Genomic DNA, 15,885 nt, shown 5'->3' with positions numbered 1-15,885 from the left:
TTAATCTTGATAACGCATGGGTACCGGAATGTGATTGTGAAGCCGGATAAACGTCTGCTTCAAAGCTGGCATACAGATTAGATAAATCACGAGGTTACCGCCAGCATGAAGGGTATCAAAGGATAGCCCGCCAAGCCAATAGACGATCACCTGGTGCCAGCCACCCAAAACGGGAAGCTGCCCTAGACTAACGGTAAATCCGTACAGGTACCCCATGAGAAGGGCTAACCCGCTTTGAACGATAATTGACCGGTTGACAAGCCGCAGGTGACTACCTGCTGTCACGACCAGAACAACCACAAGGTAGGCCATGATCTGTGGAATGGTCCAGGGACCAAATCCTAACAGAATGTTTGAAATGAGGATCGACAGAATGCTAACAAAGACACCGACCGCAAAGCCATAATAAATCGTTAGAAAAATGAGGATGTCCGTTACTGGTTGGATGTTGGGGAGAAATTGAAAAATATAGCGCCCCACAACACAGATCGCGGTCATCATGGCGATAAAAGTAATGTAACGCGGGGTGGCAATGTTAGCACCGAAATGGCGTTGCATTATTTTGTGACGGATAGGTCGAAGGTCACCTTATCGTTTTTCTTCACCTGAATATCCTTTGCACCCTTAGTGGCTTCCTTGCCGTTAACGGTGAACATCCAGTATTTCTTTTGGGCGTCATCCTGTTTGTGACCGTTGATGCTTGTGATGAAGCCGTCCTTTTCCTTAACGGTAAAGTTTTTCTTCATGACACTGAGTAAGTTGTTACCCTTCTTAACAGTGACTGTTTTCTTAGCAAACTGCTTTTTGTCCTGCGTTAAGGTAATGGTTGCCTTGTTAGTGGCAGCACTGGCGGACTGAACGTGTCCTGCAGCAACAAACCCAAAGATAACAACGGCAAGAACGATGGCGAAACGAACAAACTTCTTCATAGGTAATAAACCCCTTTCAATATGTAAAACTAAGTTTATGCTCTTATGCAATTACAATGTTGGTCTTCTTCTGGTGTGTTTTTGCGATTTAAAAAAGACAACTGAGTCACAGTTGTCTTTTTTTGTCATGTTTCATTTTCGGATTATTGAAAGGACTTTCTGAACGTTGAGGGGGTTTCATTAACGTAGCGTTTAAACGTTTTGCTAAAGTAACTCGTCTGTGAAAAGCCCAGTTGGTGGGCGATGAGGTTAACCGGGGTATTGGTGTCTTGGAGAAGCACCATTGCTCGCTTGATCTTCTTTGCCGCTAAGTAGTCAGAGAAATTCATGTTTGTGGACTTTTTAAAGAGTTTCGAGAAGTAAAAGCTTGATAGATAAACGCGTTGGGCGACTTCTTCTAACGAAATGTTTTGATTAAGGTGCTGTTCAATGAAGGTTAATGCGTCACTAATTTCCTTGTTTGTCGTTGAAATGCTGTCAATCTTAGCCAGTGAGGCGTGGAAGTTGTTCTTATCAGGCACCGTGTGAAGAGCGGGTGCTTGGCGGATGACTGGCATTTGGACTTGGACTGGGGCACCACCTGCTTGGAACTGGTAGCCCTCTAATTCTCGTTGAATGACGGAGTGCAACAAGGTGATTGACGCTTGAGCACGCTCACCAGCTGAGTTTCCGGTGGGGCCAAACGGTGAATAGGCGCTTTGGTTAACGTCTAGGTAACCGCAACAAACAAAGCCCATTAACTGTTCGTCAAGGATCAACGGCAACCGACTAATGGCGTAGTGTTCACTAATATCGACGGTTTTGTTTTGTGGGACGGCGACTTCGCCAACAGCATCATCACTAAACGTATTAAAAATGGAAAAACCACAAACGTTTGAAATGGTTTGCCCACCGGGGCTTGTGATGACAGTTACGCTTCCGGTGGCCTGTGAAAAATTCGTCAACAGGTGGTTCAGTTGACAGAGTTGTTGGGTTGTTAGGAGCTGCGCAAGGTCTTCGTTCATCGGCTTTATCCTCCAAGAAAAAACTAAAAGTAAAGAAAGTGCCACTTTATGATCATTTTCCGATAATATGCTCAATAAATGCCATAAGAATGATAATGGTATCGCTACCAAATGACAGCAACATCACTTCTTCATAAGACAGTATATCAACAATTTAATAGTTTGCCTATATGTGAATATATAGACATAGCAATAAATGATAACGCTTTTTCGGTACTGTAAGGCTGTAGTAAAAGCTTACTTTATACGGGATCTCCCGGAGGAGGATATGTTCTATGGATAGAGAAGCACTGGGTTTAATCGAAACACGCGGGTTAATCGCGTCAATTGAAGCTGCTGATGCGATGGTCAAGGCTGCAAACGTTAAGCTTGTAGGCCAAGAGAAAGTCGGTAAGGGTTTGATCACCGTGATGGTTCGCGGCGATGTTGGTGCCGTTAAGGCCGCTGTTGATGCCGGTGTAAGTGCGGCAGAAGAAAACGGGGAAGTCGTTTCAAACTACGTCATCCCACGGCCACACCAGGACATTGAAACGTTGTTACCTCAGTCAGGCAAGTAGGAGAGCGCATAAGTCATGGCAGATACAGATGAATTAGTAAACCGTGTAATGGGCAAGTTGTTAGATTCTGGGAAGACTTCAACGGCCACACCAGCTAGTGTTAGCAAGTCAAGTCTTACGGAGTTTGTTGGAACCGCTCCCATTGGTGACACCATTGGGATGGTCGTTGCAAACGTTGATAGCGATTTAGCCGAACACTTACATTTAGAAAAGCAATTTCGGTCATTAGGGATTTTATCCGCCCGTTCTGGTGGGGGTCCCCAAATCATGGCCATGGACGAAGCCGTTAAGGCAACGAACACGGAAGTTGTTAGCATCCAAATGCCACGTGATACTAAGGGCGGTGCTGGTCACGGTTCTTTGATCATTGTTGGTGGGAACGATGTTTCTGACGTTCGGCGGGCCATTGAAGTGGCGTTAGCTGCCGTTCCACAAAAGTTCGGTGATGTGTACAACACACCAGCCGGCCACATTGAATTACAATACACTGCTCGGGCCAGTGAGGCTGCTCAGTTTGCGTTTAACGCACCACTGGGGAAAGCGTACGGCTTAATTGCTGGTGCACCAGCCGGAATCGGTGTTGTGATGGCAGATGCTGCGTTGAAGGCTGCAAATGTTGATGTCTTATCATTTGCTTCGCCAGCGTACGGAACCAGTTATTCAAACGAAGGTATCTTACACATTTCGGGTGATTCTGGTGCAGTTCGTCAAGCAGTTATTGCAGCACGTGAAGTTGGGCTTGATTTACTAGGCACGCTTGGTGGAAAACCAACAAATGATTTTCCTTCCTACATCTAGTAAAAAGGAGAGGACATAATGAAGCGTCAAAAACGGTTTGAAGCATTAGAAAAAATGCCGATCCATCAAGATGGATTTGTTAAAGAATGGCCAGAAGAAGGGTTCGTTGCCCTAGAAGGACCCAACGATCCAAAGCCAAGTATCAAGGTTGAAAACGGTGTGGTTACGGAATTAGACAGTAAGAAACGTGACGACTTCGATTTGATCGACCTGTACATCGCTGACCACGGAATCGACCAACGTAATGCTGAACGTGTTATGGAAATGGATTCCTTTAAGTTAGCAAACATGTTGTGTGATCCAAACGTCCCTCGTGAAGAAATCATTCCACTGACCACTGCGATGACACCAGCCAAAGCGGTTGAAGTAATCAGCAAGTTGAACTTCGTTGAAATGATGATGGCCACCCAAAAGATGCGGCCACGGCGGACACCAGCAACGCAATGTCACGTGACTAACTTGCGTGATAACCCGGTTCAAATCGCTGCCGACGCAGCTGATGCCGCTTTGCGTGGATTCCCAGAACAAGAAACGACGACGGCGGTTGCCCGTTATGCACCACTGAACGCCATTTCCATCATGATTGGGGCCCAAACGGGTCGTCCTGGTGTGCTGACTCAATGTTCCGTTGAAGAAGCCCTGGAACTGAGTTTAGGGATGCGTGGGTTTACCGCCTATGCCGAAACTATCTCCGTTTACGGGACTGAACAAGTGTTTACGGATGGGGATGACACACCTTGGTCCAAGGGATTCCTTGCTTCTTGTTACGCTTCTCGCGGCTTGAAGATGCGGTTCACCTCTGGTTCTGGTTCAGAAGTTATGATGGGTTACGCCGAAGGAAAATCCATGCTCTACTTGGAAGCCCGTTGTATCTACATTACAAAGGCCAGTGGGGTTCAGGGACTGCAAAACGGTGGTGTTAGTTGTATCGGGATCCCCGGTGCCGTTCCATCAGGAATTCGCTCCGTTATGGGTGAAAACTTGTTATGTATGATGATTGATTTGGAATGTGCTTCTGGTAATGACCAAGCCTTTTCACACTCAGACATGCGGCGGACAGAACGGTTACTGGGTCAATTCTTGGCCGGGACTGACTACGTTTCTTCCGGTTACTCATCAGTACCAAACGAAGACAACATGTTTGCCGGTTCAAACACCGACGCCATGGACTACGATGACTACTACGTGATGCAACGTGACTTAAAGGTCAACGGTGGGATTGTTCCTGTAAAGGAAGAAGACGTCATCAAAGTTAGAAATAAAGCTGCTAAAGCCCTTCAAACGGTCTTTGAAGCCATTGGGCTACCAAAGATCACGGATGAAGAAGTGGAAGCCGCAACCTACGCAAACAGCTCAAAGGACATGCCAGATCGGAACCTTGTTGAAGATATGAAGGCTGCCCAAGAAATGATGGACCGTGGGATTACCGGGATCGACATCGTTAAGGCACTTTACAACGGTGGTTTCCGTGATGTTGCTCAGGCCGTTTTGAGTCTGTTACAACAACGGATCGCCGGAGACTTCCTGCAAACATCCGCCATTTTTGACAAGGATTGGAACGTCATTTCTGCCGTTAACGACAACAATGACTACAAGGGTCCTGGAACCGGGTACCGTGTATCAGGCGAAACCTGGGAGAAAATCAAGGACATTCCGATGGCCATTGATCCATCGGACTTCTAAATCCGCGTGAAGAAGGGAGGATGCCACACATGGCAGATATCGATGTTGATTTATTAAGAAAAATTGTTAAACAAGTGATTGCTGAAACGGCCGCCACCAACAAGGAAGTGTCGTTTGGCAGTGGCTCAGCAGAAACAAAACCAGCCGCTGTTGCAACGGCCGAACATGAGGGCCAACCAGAAGCAACGGACGCACCAAAGAAGTTGGACTGGTTTAAACACGTTGGGGTTGCTAAAAAAGGAACCGCTGTGGACGAAGTTGTTGTTTCCGTTTTACCAGGTTTTGCAGAACATTTAACGGAAAACATGACGGGGTTATCCCACCGCGACATTTTGCGACAAGTGACCGCCGGAATTGAAGAAGAAGGGTTACGGGCCCGTGTCATTAAGGTTTACCGGACAGCCGACGTTTCATTCTCTGGCGCTGAAGCTGACCATCTGTCAGGGTCAGGAATTGCCGTTTCCATTCAATCAAAAGGAACCGCCATTATTCACCAGCGTGATGAAGAACCATTAAGTAACCTGGAATTATTCCCACAAGCACCCGTGCTGACGTTGGATACTTACCGGGCCATTGGGGTCAACGCTGCAAAGTATGCGAAGGGTGAATCACCAAACCCAGTGCCAACGGTCAGTGACCAAATGGCGCGGGTTGCTTACCAAGCAAAATCAGCTTTAATGCACATCAAAGAAACAAAATACGTTGTAACGGGGAAAGCACCCGATGAAATCGAAGTGCATTTCTAATTTGGAATGCTGAGAAAGGAACGTCAACATGAGTGAAATGGAAGATCTCGTTGCGAAAGTAATGGCCGATTTGAAGGACTCTGATACAAAGAGTGCCCCACAAGCCACAACCACAGCAACCGCCCAAACTGGAAGTCAGGCACAGCCCGATGGAAAGGAACTGGGCCGAAGCGACTATCCGTTATTTAGCAAACATCCTGACTTGATCAAGTCACCAACGGGGAAGAGCGTTAATGACATTACGTTGGAAAACGTGGTCAACGACAAAATTACTCCCGAAGACTTGCGGATCACGCCAGCAACGTTAAAAGCACAGGGCCAAATTGCCAAGAACGCTGGTCGGGCTGCCATTCAAAGTAACTTTGATCGCGCCGCAGAATTAACGGCAATTCCTGATGACCGGTTACTGGAAATGTACGGTGCGTTACGGCCATACCGGTCGAGCAAACAAGAATTACTGGACATGGCAAATGAACTAGAACAACAGTACCACGCCACAATTTCAGCAAACTTTGTTCGTGAAGCCGCTAAGAACTACGAAATCCGGAAAAAGTTGAAGGGTGATAACTAACGGAGGTCGTTATGACGCAAACAGTGATTGGTGTCGACATTGGTAATTCGTCGACAGAAGTAGCGTTAGCTAACGTGACGCCAACGGGTCAGGTTAAGTTTATCAACTCTGACATCACCGCAACAACCGGGATCAAGGGGACTAAACGAAATCTCGTGGGGATTCGAACGGCCATTAACGGGGTGTTGACAAAGAGTCAACTCACCATTAACGACGTGGATCTCATTCGGATCAACGAAGCAACCCCCGTGATTGGTGATGTGGCGATGGAGACGATTACTGAAACCGTCATCACAGAATCAACCATGATTGGTCACAATCCGCGAACACCCGGGGGACTGGGCGTTGGTATTGGGGAAACCATCCTGATTACCGACCTTGTCAACGAGGGCACAACGGATAAAACGTACATTGTGTTAATTCCCAAAGAAGTCGACTTTGGCGATGCCGCTAAACTGCTGAACCTGTACCATCAAACCGGATTCAAGGTTACCGGTGCCATCCTTCAGGGTGACGACGGGGTCCTCATTGATAACCGGTTGGACTTCAAGATTCCCATTGTGGATGAAGTGTCGTTACTGGAAAAGGTCCCGCAGCACATGCTGGCCGCCGTTGAAGTGGCTGATAAAGGGCAAGTCATTAAGCAATTATCCAATCCATACGGGATCGCAACGGTGTTTGAATTGACACCGGAACAAACGAAAAACGTGGTTCCCGTTGCCCGGGCCTTAATTGGTAACCGGTCAGCGGTGGTCATCAAAACACCCGCCGGGGACGTGAAGGCTCGGGTCATTCCGGCCGGAACGGTTCACATTAACGGTGATGACCATGAAGAACAGGTTGGGATCTCTGCCGGTGCCGACAAGATCATGAAGACTGTGTCCTCGTTTAAGCAGATCGACAACGTGACCGGGGAAGCCGGCACAAACATTGGTGGCATGCTGGAACGGGTTCGGCAGACGATGGCGGAACTAACGGACAAACGGATGCAAGACATTTACATTCAGGATCTGTTGGCCGTTGATACCTCCGTGCCAAATGATGTTAAGGGTGGTCTGGCTGGTGAGTTCTCAATGGAACAAGCAGTCGGGATCGCGTCAATGGTTCGCACGGACCATCTGCAAATGCAGGCCATCGCGGACGAAATTCACCATGACTTTGGCGTTACCGTTGAAGTTGGTGGTGTGGAAGCCGAAGCGGCCATTCGTGGTGCGTTGACGACTCCCGGAACACAGGCGCCACTGGCCATCTTAGACCTTGGTGCTGGTTCCTCGGATGCGTCGATCATTGATAAGACCGGCGACATCGTGGCCATTCATTTGGCCGGGGCCGGTGACATGACGACCATGATCATCAACTCTGAATTAGGGCTGGATGACGTGTACTTGGCCGAAGACATTAAACGATACCCGTTAGCGAAGGTCGAAAGTTTATTTTACATTCGTCATGAAGACGGGAGCGTGCAGTTCTTTGATGAAGCCCTCTCCGGTGATCTCTTTGCCCGGACCGTGGTGGTTAAGCCAACCGGGTTTGTCCCGGTTCCAGGTGACGTTTCAATTGAAAAGATTCGAACTGTTCGGCAGTCTGCTAAGCAGCGAGTCTTTGTCACCAATGCACTGCGGGCGCTGGCAAAAGTGAGTCCCACTGGAAACATCCGCGACATTCCGTTTGTCGTCATTGTTGGTGGGTCTGCCTTAGACTTTGAAATTCCTCAGCTAGTGACCGACGCGTTATCCCACTACAACCTGGTTGCGGGCCGTGGGAACGTTCGGGCCGTTGAGGGGCCAAGAAACGCGGTGGCAACGGGACTGATCCTCGCCTATGCCAATGAATTACAAGAAGGGACCCATTAATTATGGCAACTGAACCAACCATCTTAATTGCGGGTCAAGAGCAAGCTGCCATTTTACCGTTGCTTTACGGCATCGAAGAGGAAGAAATTCCGTTTCGATGGACCACTGAAACAACGGCACAAACGGCAATTGGACGGGCGTTTGAAGCGGCACAAATGGCGCAACTAAACGTCGGGATCGGGTTTGACGATGAGGCAGCTTATTTACATCACAACAGCTTGCCGGCGGATAAACCCCTTGCGCGGGTCCCGTTATCTGATCCAGCGGATTTACGTCGCTTAGGCGCAAACGCCGCTCGGTTGGTTAAGCGGGTCCCATTTAAAGACTTTGAGAAGGGAGGATTGATTCTATGAACGATGCATTAGGATTATTAGAAGTTGGTGGTTACTCAACAGCCGTTAAGGTTGCTGATGTGATGGTCAAAACGGCAAACGTCCACGTTGACAAGGTTGAACGTGCCCGTGGTGCCGGCCAAATGACAGTGTTTATCAGCGGCGATGTTGGGGCGGTTAACGCTGCCATCGCTGCCGGAAGCCAGGCTGCTGAGGAAGTTGACCATTTTGTTGCAAAACAGGTCATCGCCCGCCCAGCAAATGGGTTAGATGAACTCGTTAAAAAGCCAGCTGAAAAAGTGGCTGAAGAATTAACGACAGAACCAGCTGCTGAAACACCAGCAAGCCAAGCGGCAAAACCAGCGAGTGCCAGCACGACAAAACGGCGCCCAGCATCGAACCGCCGAAACACAAAGAGTACTAAACCAGAACAGTAATTGTTAACAAACAAATTGGAGGAAACAAACATGAATAACGCACTTGGAATGATCGAAACAAAGGGCTTAGTTGCCGCAATCGAAGCCGCTGACTCAATGGTTAAGGCCGCTAATGTTGAATTAACTGGCTATGAAAAAATCGGTTCAGGGTTAGTAACCGTTATGGTTCGTGGTGATGTTGGTGCCGTTAAAGCTGCCGTTGATGCAGGAACAGCTTCCGCAGAATCTGTTGGCGATGTGTACGCTTCATACGTCATCCCTCGTCCACATACAGATGTTGAAGCAATTTTGCCAAGTAACAAGTAAAACTAACGGGGTGGAACAATGGATGAGAATAAGTTACGCGCGTTAGTTAAACAAATCATTGAAGAAGAGACCCAACCGGGCATGCCCATTGGGGTCTCTAATCATCACGTTCACTTGAGTAAGGAAGACTTTGCCCGCCTGTTTCCAGGTCAAGAAATGACAAAGTTCCGTGACTTAAAGCAACCAGCTGACTTTGCGGCTAAGCAAACGGTTACGGTTGTCGGCCCTCGTGGTCGGGTGGAACACGTTCGGGTCTTAGGACCTTGTCGTGAATACTCTCAAGTTGAATTGTCATTGACAGACGGGATTCAAGTCGGAGTGGACTTACCCGTTCACTTGTCTGGTGATTTAGACGGCGCTGCTAAAGTGATTTTAGAAACGAAGGACGCCCGGATCCCAGTTTATGGTGCCATTGCTGCGAAGCGGCACGTGCACATGAGCCTGGAAGACGCTAAGCAGTATGGCGTTTCTTATGGTGATGAAATCAGTGTTGAAGTGACAACAGGGAATCGGCGGTTGACGTTTAATGACGTGATTGCCCGCCCACGTGAAGACTTCGTGTTAGAAATGCACATTGACACGGATGAAGCAAACGCCGCAGGAATCAACAAAAATACCATCGCAAAGATTATTCCGAACAAATAAACCGTTAGGAGGGGACTGGCATGTTTGAAAAACAAGCAGCGCGCTTAGCCGCCTTTAACAGCCTTGTGACGCAAGCACCACATGTTGATCCTCAAGCGACGGTGACTGACCATTTGCGGGTTGGTGTCGATTTGGGGACTGCCACGATTGTGTTTGCGGTAATCAATGATGACGGTGAACCAATTTATGGTGAAGCGGTCCCAGATCAGGCAGTTCGTGATGGGGTTGTTGTTCACTATGGTGAGGCTGTCACCATTGTTCGTGCCATTAAGGCCCGGGCGGAAGCCGCTCTGGGCGTAACGTTGACCACCGCAGCTGGGGCAATTCCACCAGGTGTGAGTGAGTCAAATAGTAAGGCCGTGGCAAACGTCATCGAGGACAGTGGCCTGACGTGCACCAACATTGTTGATGAACCAACCGCTGCGGCCACAATGCTGGGCGTGACGGATGGGACGATCGTCGATGTTGGTGGTGGAACAACGGGAATCAGTGTCTTTAAGAACGACACGTTAAAACGGGTTGGCGATGAGCCGACTGGTGGCTACCACATGACGCTGGTTGTCGCTGGGAGTCAGCATTTGGATCACGCGGCAGCAGAAGTGCTGAAACGTGATCGGAAACGGGAAGACGACGTGTTTGCAGTCGTTCGCCCGGTGGTGGAAAAAATGGCTGCCATCGTTGCAAACGTGGCAGGTAACCAGCTGGTTGAACCCGTGATTGCGGTTGGCGGTGCAACAAACTTTCGTGAATTTGCGCCCACCATGGCCAAAACGTTAGGCGTTCCGGTCTTAGCACTTGCGTATCCAGACTTCGTCACGCCGCTTGGGATCGCGTTAAGCGATTTAGGAGTTGCTGCGGAGGCGTCGCGATGAGTGATTCAGTAAGTGATGTGATTGCGGCGGTTATTGAGCGGTTGCAACAACGCGAACAAACGGTGACAACACTTTCGTTTGCTGACGTTGCCACGGCTGAAGAGACCCTGTTTCTCACAGCGGCAACCGTTGTGGTGACCGAAGTGCCCCCAACGGCGATTGCTGATTTATACCGGTTGACGACGACACCACTAACAACGTTTGTTCAGGCCGCATGGCGTGATCATGCCGCCGTGACGTTACAGTTAACGGTGGCAGATGTGAACCTTGTCCCGTGGCCGTTATTGACCACGTGGCCGGTCACCATTGCATTGCCGACGGGTGAAGTCTTAACGGCCCAGGAAGCAGCGGTGATAACCAGAAGTGATGTGTTGGGCCTGCCGTTACACGCTGTGCTGGTCAAACAGCACCGTCAGCGGCTGACCATGGCAGCACACGACGAACTATTAGCACAACACATTGAGGTACGTGAAAGGACGGATCAAGCATGTATATGGCAAGAGTGATTGGGAGCGTGGTCGCGACGCAGAAAGATGAGTCGTTAGTCGGGCGTAAGCTGATGATCGTGCAACCAATCGATAGCAACATGGCCGCTGTCCGTTCCGAGGAGGTCGCTGCTGATACAGTGGGGGCCGGCATCGGTGAACTGGTGTTACTCGTTCGTGGTGCAGGTGCCCGGAAGACACAAAATGAAGGGACACGGCCCCGGGACGTTGTGGATTCCGCTATTGTTGGAATTATCGACCGGTTTGATAAGTGAGGATTCAACCATGGGAATTTATACCAAAACGGGTGACAAGGGGACCACGGCCCTCTTCACCGGTGAACGGGTCAAAAAGTATTCTGACCGTGTTGAAACATATGGCACATTTGATGAATGCAACGCACAAATCAGTGTGGCAGAAAAGTTTTGTCAGCGTGAGGAAAACCGGGCGTTGTTAAAGTGGGTCCAGGAGCGCATGTTCATCTTAGATGGTGAGATTGCTTCGGCAGACGCTGACCGCTTTTACGGAAAGAGCGACCGCATTGAGGACGCCGACGTAGCCCGCTTGGAACGGGTGATTGACGATTATACGGCAAAATTACCGGTGCTCCACGCGTTTATTTTACCGGGCACAAGCGTTGCCGGCGCCCATCTGCATTTATGTAGAACGGTGTGCCGGCGGGCTGAACGACTGTTAATTCGGTTAAATGAAGACAGTCCGTTTCGTCCGGTCGTCCTGCGCTATGCAAACCGGTTGTCCGACTTTTTGTACATCGTTGCTCGTGATGAGGATGAAGCTGATCATCAAGAACAAATGTGTGATGAAATTGTCCGGCGGTACCAAGAAGCAGTTCAGGATCACCAAACACACTAAGTAAGGAAGTTAATAATAATGGCAATTGAAAACATTTTATCGAGTGTTCAAGCAGCATTTAAGAACCAAGATGGGACCGCAGTCTTTGACCGGGCCAACTTTAACAAAGTTTTTGATGCTTCAGAAGCAAAGGCTAACGAACTGGGTGTTGGCGTATCCATGTGCTTAATGGATGCTGCCGGAAATCCACTGATGCAATACCACATGACGAATGCCAACTTGGTTAGTATCCAATTGGCACCCAAAAAAGCGTGGTCTGCATTGGCAATGAAACAACCAACTAAAGAAGTTAGTGCTCAGATTCAACCAGGAGCACCATTATACGAAATGGAAACCATGCTTGATGGCAAACTTGTTTCGTTTGCCGGTGGGATTCCATTGATCGTTAATCAACAAATCATTGGTGCCCTTGGTATCAGTGGTGGTGCAGTCGAAGAAGACCAGGCAATTTGTGAAGCCGGTGTTCACCAGTTCTTAGAAGGGATTAAGTAGCGATGGCAGATTTAGAAGCGCAAATTAGACAAATTATTCAGGCAGAACTTCAACAGCAAGCTGCCGGTGAAACGACAACAACAGTATCAGCAGGGACAACGGCTGGTGGCCACCATGGGATTTTCCCAACGGTGGACAGTGCCGTAGCAGCTGCAAAGGCTGCTGAAGACCGGTTTGTGGATGCAAGTATCGAAACCCGGACAAAGGTGATTGACGCCATTAAAGAAGGGTTCCGTCCTTACATCGAACAAATGGCCACAGCTATTCATGATGAAACTGGGATGGGAACGGTTAGTGCAAAGATTGCGAAGTTAAACAACGCGCTCTACAACACGCCAGGACCAGAAATCTTACAACCAGAAGCCGAAACCGGTGACGGTGGTTTGATCATGTATGAATACGCACCATACGGTGTTATCGGGGCGGTTGGTCCAAGTACCAACCCATCCGAAACGGTTATCGCCAACGCAATCATGATGATTGCCGGTGGGAACACGGTCTTCTTTGGTGCTCACCCTGGTGCAAAAAACATTACCCGCTGGACGATTGAAAAGTTGAACGAGTTTGTTGCCGACGCAACGGGCTGGGAAAACTTGGTCGTTGGGGTTGAAGAACCAAGTATCGAAGCGGTTCAACAAATGATGAAGCACCCAGACATTGCCTTACTGGCTGTTACTGGGGGCCCAGCAGTTGTGCACCAAGCAATGACAAGTGGGAAGAAGGCCATTGGTGCCGGTGCCGGTAATCCACCTGCAATAGTTGATGCAACGGCCGATATTAAGCTTGCTGCCCACAACATTATCGATTCGGCGTCATTTGATAACGACATCTTATGTACTGCTGAAAAGGAAGTCGTTGTTGAAGCGTCCGTTAAGGATGAACTGATTCGCAACATGCAAGCAGAAGGCGCCTTCTTGGTAACCGACCCACATGACATTGAAAAATTAGCCACGATGACTATTACCAGTAAGGGAACACCTGACCGGAAGTTTGTCGGAAAGGATGCAACCTTCATCTTGGACCAAGCCGGAATCAGCTACACAGGTCAACCAGTGGAAATTATTTTGGAGGCTGCCAAAGACCATCTGTTAGTTGTGACTGAAAACTTGATGCCAATCTTGCCAATCGTTAGCTGCCCAGACTTTACCAGTGTGCTGAAGACGGCCGTTGAAGTGGAACAAGGCTTCCATCACACCGCTTCGATCCACTCACGTGACTTGATCCACATTAACAAAGCGTCACACCGGATGAACACGTCAATCTTCGTTGTTAATGGTCCGACTTACGCCGGCACAGGGGTTGGCTTTACTGGTGCGTCTGCATTAACAATTGCAACGCCAACTGGTGAAGGAACAACCACGGCGAAGTCATTTACACGGCGTCGTCGGTTGAACTCACCACAAGGGTTCTCCATGCGTAGTTGGAACTAATAAACGAGGTGACGCAAAATGGCTCGATTTACCATTCCGACAAAAATCATTGCCGGTTCAGATAGTTTAAACATGCTTCAAACTTTTACTAACCAACGGGTCTTCTTTGTGTGTGACCCATTCTTAGATGACAGTGATACACTGAAGATGATCCAGGGACACTTGCCAAGTAGTGCAACCATCCAAACGTTCGCTGATGTTAAACCGAACCCACCGCTGACAAGCATTACAGCAGGGGTTAAGGAATACTTGGCCTTTAAACCAACGGTCATCGTTGTGTTGGGTGGTGGTTCTGCCATTGATACCGCCAAGGCCATTCGGAGCTTTGGTGAAAAGGTGAGTGGTGAGACGTTGAGTTGCTTTGTGGCGATTCCGACAACAAGTGGAACGGGCTCTGAAGTAACAAACACGGCCGTGGTTTCTGATGAAGCAAACCACGCCAAGTTCCCACTGATCGATGATCATTTAATTCCTGATGTGGCGCTGTTATACCCTGAACTGGTTGTTAGTGCACCTAGTTCTGTAACCGCTTTTTCCGGCTTAGATGTGATGACCCACTCACTAGAATCATTGGTGGCAAAGGATGCAAACCTGTTTACGGATGCGCTTGCTGAAAAGGCCATTGATGTGATTGGTCACGACCTGGTTGCTGTGTACCGTGACCCTGAAAACCTAGCGTTACGGCGGACGGTTCATGAGGCGTCAACAGCGGCTGGGTTGGCTTTTAACACCGCTGGCCTTGGGATCACGCACTCAATTGCGCACCAATTGGGGGCCCAATTCCACGTGCCTCATGGCTTGGCGTGTGCAATGATGCTTCCCCATGTGGTGGCATTTAATGCGCAGGATAAGACGGTTCAAGCGAAGTATGCTGCGGCCGCTCGTAAAGCCGGCTTGGCCAGTGCTGATAGCACAGACCGGATGGCTGTCCGTGAATTGATCCGAAAGTTGCAGACCATGATGCGGCAAATGAAGTGTCCACAAACGTTGGCGGCCTTTGGGGTTAAACCAGCGGATGCGAGAGCCGCATGTGCAACGATTGTTGCCGCTGCGAAAACAGATGGCACGTTCCCGGGGAATCCAATTGTACCAACAGATGAACAGCTGGCAGAAGTCTACCAGCAAGTGATTGAATAATTGGGGTGAAGACAAATGAGTGGCTTTTTAGGTGAGTTATTAGGAACGTTTATTTTGATCGTACTTGGGGCCGGGGTTAATGCGGGCCTGAACCTGAACAAAACATACGGAAAAAACAACGGTAACTGGTTGTTGATCGCCTTCGGGTGGGGAATGGCCGTTACCATGGGTGTTTACGTGGGTGGCGCTGTCGGTTCTGACGCACATTTGAACCCAGCAGTAACCATTGGGATGGCGACGTTTGGTCTCTTCCCATGGTCACAAGTGCTCCCATACTTACTTGGTCAGTTCATTGGTGCATTCTTAGGTGCCGCATTGGTTGTGATTCATTACTACCCCCACTTCAAGGCCACAACCACGAAGGACGGGAACACAGTTGGTAACTTTGCAACGGTACCTGCCATTGATAACCCATTGTTTAATTTATTAAGCGAAATTATTGGCACGTTTGTCTTTATGTATATTTTGCTAAACCTTGGGAACTTCACCACGGGACTTAAACCATTGGTTGTTGGTTTCTTGATTCTGGCAATCGGGATGAGCCTTGGGACGACCACTGGGTATGCGATTAACCCAGCGCGTGACTGGGGTCCACGGTTGGCTTACACCATTTTGCCAATTCCAAATAAGGGTGGTGCCAACTGGCACTATGCTTGGATTCCAATGGTCGGCCCACTGGTTGGTGGGTTGTTGGCAGCAGCACTATTTTCAGTTCAGTAATTGATAAAAAGAGGG

At 48.9% G+C, this 15,885-nt stretch carries 21 protein-coding genes; 18 read left to right on the top strand and 3 right to left on the bottom strand.

Translation table 11 applies throughout. The annotated features are described in order from the left end of the window. The 3 genes from ACRYI5_RS08960 to ACRYI5_RS08950 form a co-directional block, all read right to left on the bottom strand. Nucleotides 1–558, bottom strand: a complete 558-nt coding sequence (locus ACRYI5_RS08960) for an ECF transporter S component (RefSeq protein WP_448225024.1) — start codon at nucleotides 556–558, stop codon at nucleotides 1–3. After that, nucleotides 558–929, bottom strand: coding sequence for a DUF4430 domain-containing protein (locus ACRYI5_RS08955; RefSeq protein WP_407878863.1), 372 nt, complete (start codon nucleotides 927–929; stop codon nucleotides 558–560). The genes ACRYI5_RS08960 and ACRYI5_RS08955 overlap by 1 nt, the downstream gene beginning before the upstream one ends. A gap of 143 nt (nucleotides 930–1,072) precedes the next feature. Beyond that, nucleotides 1,073–1,933: a helix-turn-helix domain-containing protein gene (locus ACRYI5_RS08950; RefSeq protein ID WP_448225023.1), complete on the bottom strand. Its 861-nt coding sequence runs from the start codon at nucleotides 1,931–1,933 to the stop codon at nucleotides 1,073–1,075. 275 nt (nucleotides 1,934–2,208) lie between these two features. On the opposite strand from ACRYI5_RS08950, the gene ACRYI5_RS08945 reads away from it, so the two are divergent. Genes ACRYI5_RS08945 through ACRYI5_RS08860 form a run of 18 tightly spaced genes read left to right on the top strand, consistent with a single transcriptional unit; the run spans nucleotide 2,209 to nucleotide 15,870 of the window. Continuing rightward, nucleotides 2,209–2,490, top strand: a complete 282-nt coding sequence (locus ACRYI5_RS08945; protein ID WP_407878859.1) for a BMC domain-containing protein — start codon at nucleotides 2,209–2,211, stop codon at nucleotides 2,488–2,490. 15 nt (nucleotides 2,491–2,505) lie between these two features. Beyond that, nucleotides 2,506–3,288 carry a propanediol utilization microcompartment protein PduB gene (pduB, locus tag ACRYI5_RS08940; RefSeq protein WP_407878857.1) on the top strand — a complete coding sequence of 261 codons (783 nt, stop codon included), beginning with the start codon at nucleotides 2,506–2,508 and terminating at the stop codon, nucleotides 3,286–3,288. Nucleotides 3,289–3,306: 18 nt separating this feature from the next. Further along, a complete protein-coding gene (locus ACRYI5_RS08935; RefSeq protein ID WP_407878855.1) occupies nucleotides 3,307–4,971 on the top strand; it encodes a propanediol/glycerol family dehydratase large subunit in 1,665 nt (554 codons plus the stop codon). A gap of 29 nt (nucleotides 4,972–5,000) precedes the next feature. After that, nucleotides 5,001–5,717, top strand: coding sequence for a propanediol/glycerol family dehydratase medium subunit (locus ACRYI5_RS08930; RefSeq protein ID WP_407878853.1), 717 nt, complete (start codon nucleotides 5,001–5,003; stop codon nucleotides 5,715–5,717). A gap of 28 nt (nucleotides 5,718–5,745) precedes the next feature. Then, a complete protein-coding gene (locus ACRYI5_RS08925) occupies nucleotides 5,746–6,288 on the top strand; it encodes a diol dehydratase small subunit (RefSeq protein ID WP_448225022.1) in 543 nt (180 codons plus the stop codon). Between the two features lie 11 nt (nucleotides 6,289–6,299). Further along, on the top strand, nucleotides 6,300–8,141 hold the full coding sequence (locus ACRYI5_RS08920) for a diol dehydratase reactivase subunit alpha (protein WP_448225021.1): 1,842 nt from the start codon (nucleotides 6,300–6,302) through the stop codon (nucleotides 8,139–8,141). A 2-nt stretch (nucleotides 8,142–8,143) separates the two neighbouring features. Then, nucleotides 8,144–8,494: a glycerol dehydratase reactivase beta/small subunit family protein gene (locus ACRYI5_RS08915; protein ID WP_407878848.1), complete on the top strand. Its 351-nt coding sequence runs from the start codon at nucleotides 8,144–8,146 to the stop codon at nucleotides 8,492–8,494. Next, on the top strand, nucleotides 8,491–8,910 hold the full coding sequence (locus ACRYI5_RS08910) for a BMC domain-containing protein (RefSeq protein WP_448225020.1): 420 nt from the start codon (nucleotides 8,491–8,493) through the stop codon (nucleotides 8,908–8,910). The genes ACRYI5_RS08915 and ACRYI5_RS08910 overlap by 4 nt, the downstream gene beginning before the upstream one ends. Nucleotides 8,911–8,940: 30 nt before the next feature. Beyond that, entirely contained in the window at nucleotides 8,941–9,216 is a 276-nt protein-coding gene (gene pduA / locus ACRYI5_RS08905; RefSeq protein ID WP_407878846.1) for a propanediol utilization microcompartment protein PduA, read from the top strand. Between the two features lie 18 nt (nucleotides 9,217–9,234). Continuing rightward, a complete protein-coding gene (gene pduL / locus ACRYI5_RS08900) occupies nucleotides 9,235–9,861 on the top strand; it encodes a phosphate propanoyltransferase (protein WP_407878844.1) in 627 nt (208 codons plus the stop codon). 20 nt (nucleotides 9,862–9,881) lie between these two features. Continuing rightward, complete coding sequence (eutJ, locus tag ACRYI5_RS08895; protein WP_407878842.1) at nucleotides 9,882–10,733, top strand: ethanolamine utilization protein EutJ; 852 nt, start codon at nucleotides 9,882–9,884, stop codon at nucleotides 10,731–10,733. Beyond that, nucleotides 10,730–11,239, top strand: coding sequence for a PduM family microcompartment protein (gene pduM / locus ACRYI5_RS08890; RefSeq protein WP_407878840.1), 510 nt, complete (start codon nucleotides 10,730–10,732; stop codon nucleotides 11,237–11,239). The genes eutJ and pduM overlap by 4 nt, the downstream gene beginning before the upstream one ends. After that, the gene (locus ACRYI5_RS08885) at nucleotides 11,221–11,493 is read left to right on the top strand and encodes a EutN/CcmL family microcompartment protein (RefSeq protein ID WP_407878838.1); all 273 of its coding nucleotides are present in this window, start codon (nucleotides 11,221–11,223) and stop codon (nucleotides 11,491–11,493) included. Before pduM ends, ACRYI5_RS08885 begins: the two co-directional genes overlap by 19 nt. 10 nt (nucleotides 11,494–11,503) lie before the next feature. Then, complete coding sequence (locus ACRYI5_RS08880) at nucleotides 11,504–12,091, top strand: cob(I)yrinic acid a,c-diamide adenosyltransferase (protein ID WP_448225120.1); 588 nt, start codon at nucleotides 11,504–11,506, stop codon at nucleotides 12,089–12,091. An 18-nt stretch (nucleotides 12,092–12,109) separates the two neighbouring features. After that, a complete protein-coding gene (locus ACRYI5_RS08875; RefSeq protein WP_407878835.1) occupies nucleotides 12,110–12,583 on the top strand; it encodes a GlcG/HbpS family heme-binding protein in 474 nt (157 codons plus the stop codon). Nucleotides 12,584–12,585: 2 nt separating this feature from the next. After that, the gene (locus tag ACRYI5_RS08870) at nucleotides 12,586–14,013 is read left to right on the top strand and encodes an aldehyde dehydrogenase family protein (RefSeq protein WP_448225019.1); all 1,428 of its coding nucleotides are present in this window, start codon (nucleotides 12,586–12,588) and stop codon (nucleotides 14,011–14,013) included. Nucleotides 14,014–14,031: 18 nt separating this feature from the next. After that, nucleotides 14,032–15,150, top strand: coding sequence for a 1-propanol dehydrogenase PduQ (locus ACRYI5_RS08865; protein WP_448225018.1), 1,119 nt, complete (start codon nucleotides 14,032–14,034; stop codon nucleotides 15,148–15,150). Between the two features lie 15 nt (nucleotides 15,151–15,165). Then, nucleotides 15,166–15,870, top strand: coding sequence for an MIP/aquaporin family protein (locus tag ACRYI5_RS08860; protein ID WP_448225017.1), 705 nt, complete (start codon nucleotides 15,166–15,168; stop codon nucleotides 15,868–15,870). Nucleotides 15,871–15,885: the final 15 nt, after the last annotated feature.

It is taken from the genome of Furfurilactobacillus sp. WILCCON 0119 (genome assembly GCF_053471565.1).
The sequence above is the reverse complement of the archived record's forward strand: the minus strand, read 5'-3'. Positions and strand labels throughout refer to the sequence as shown.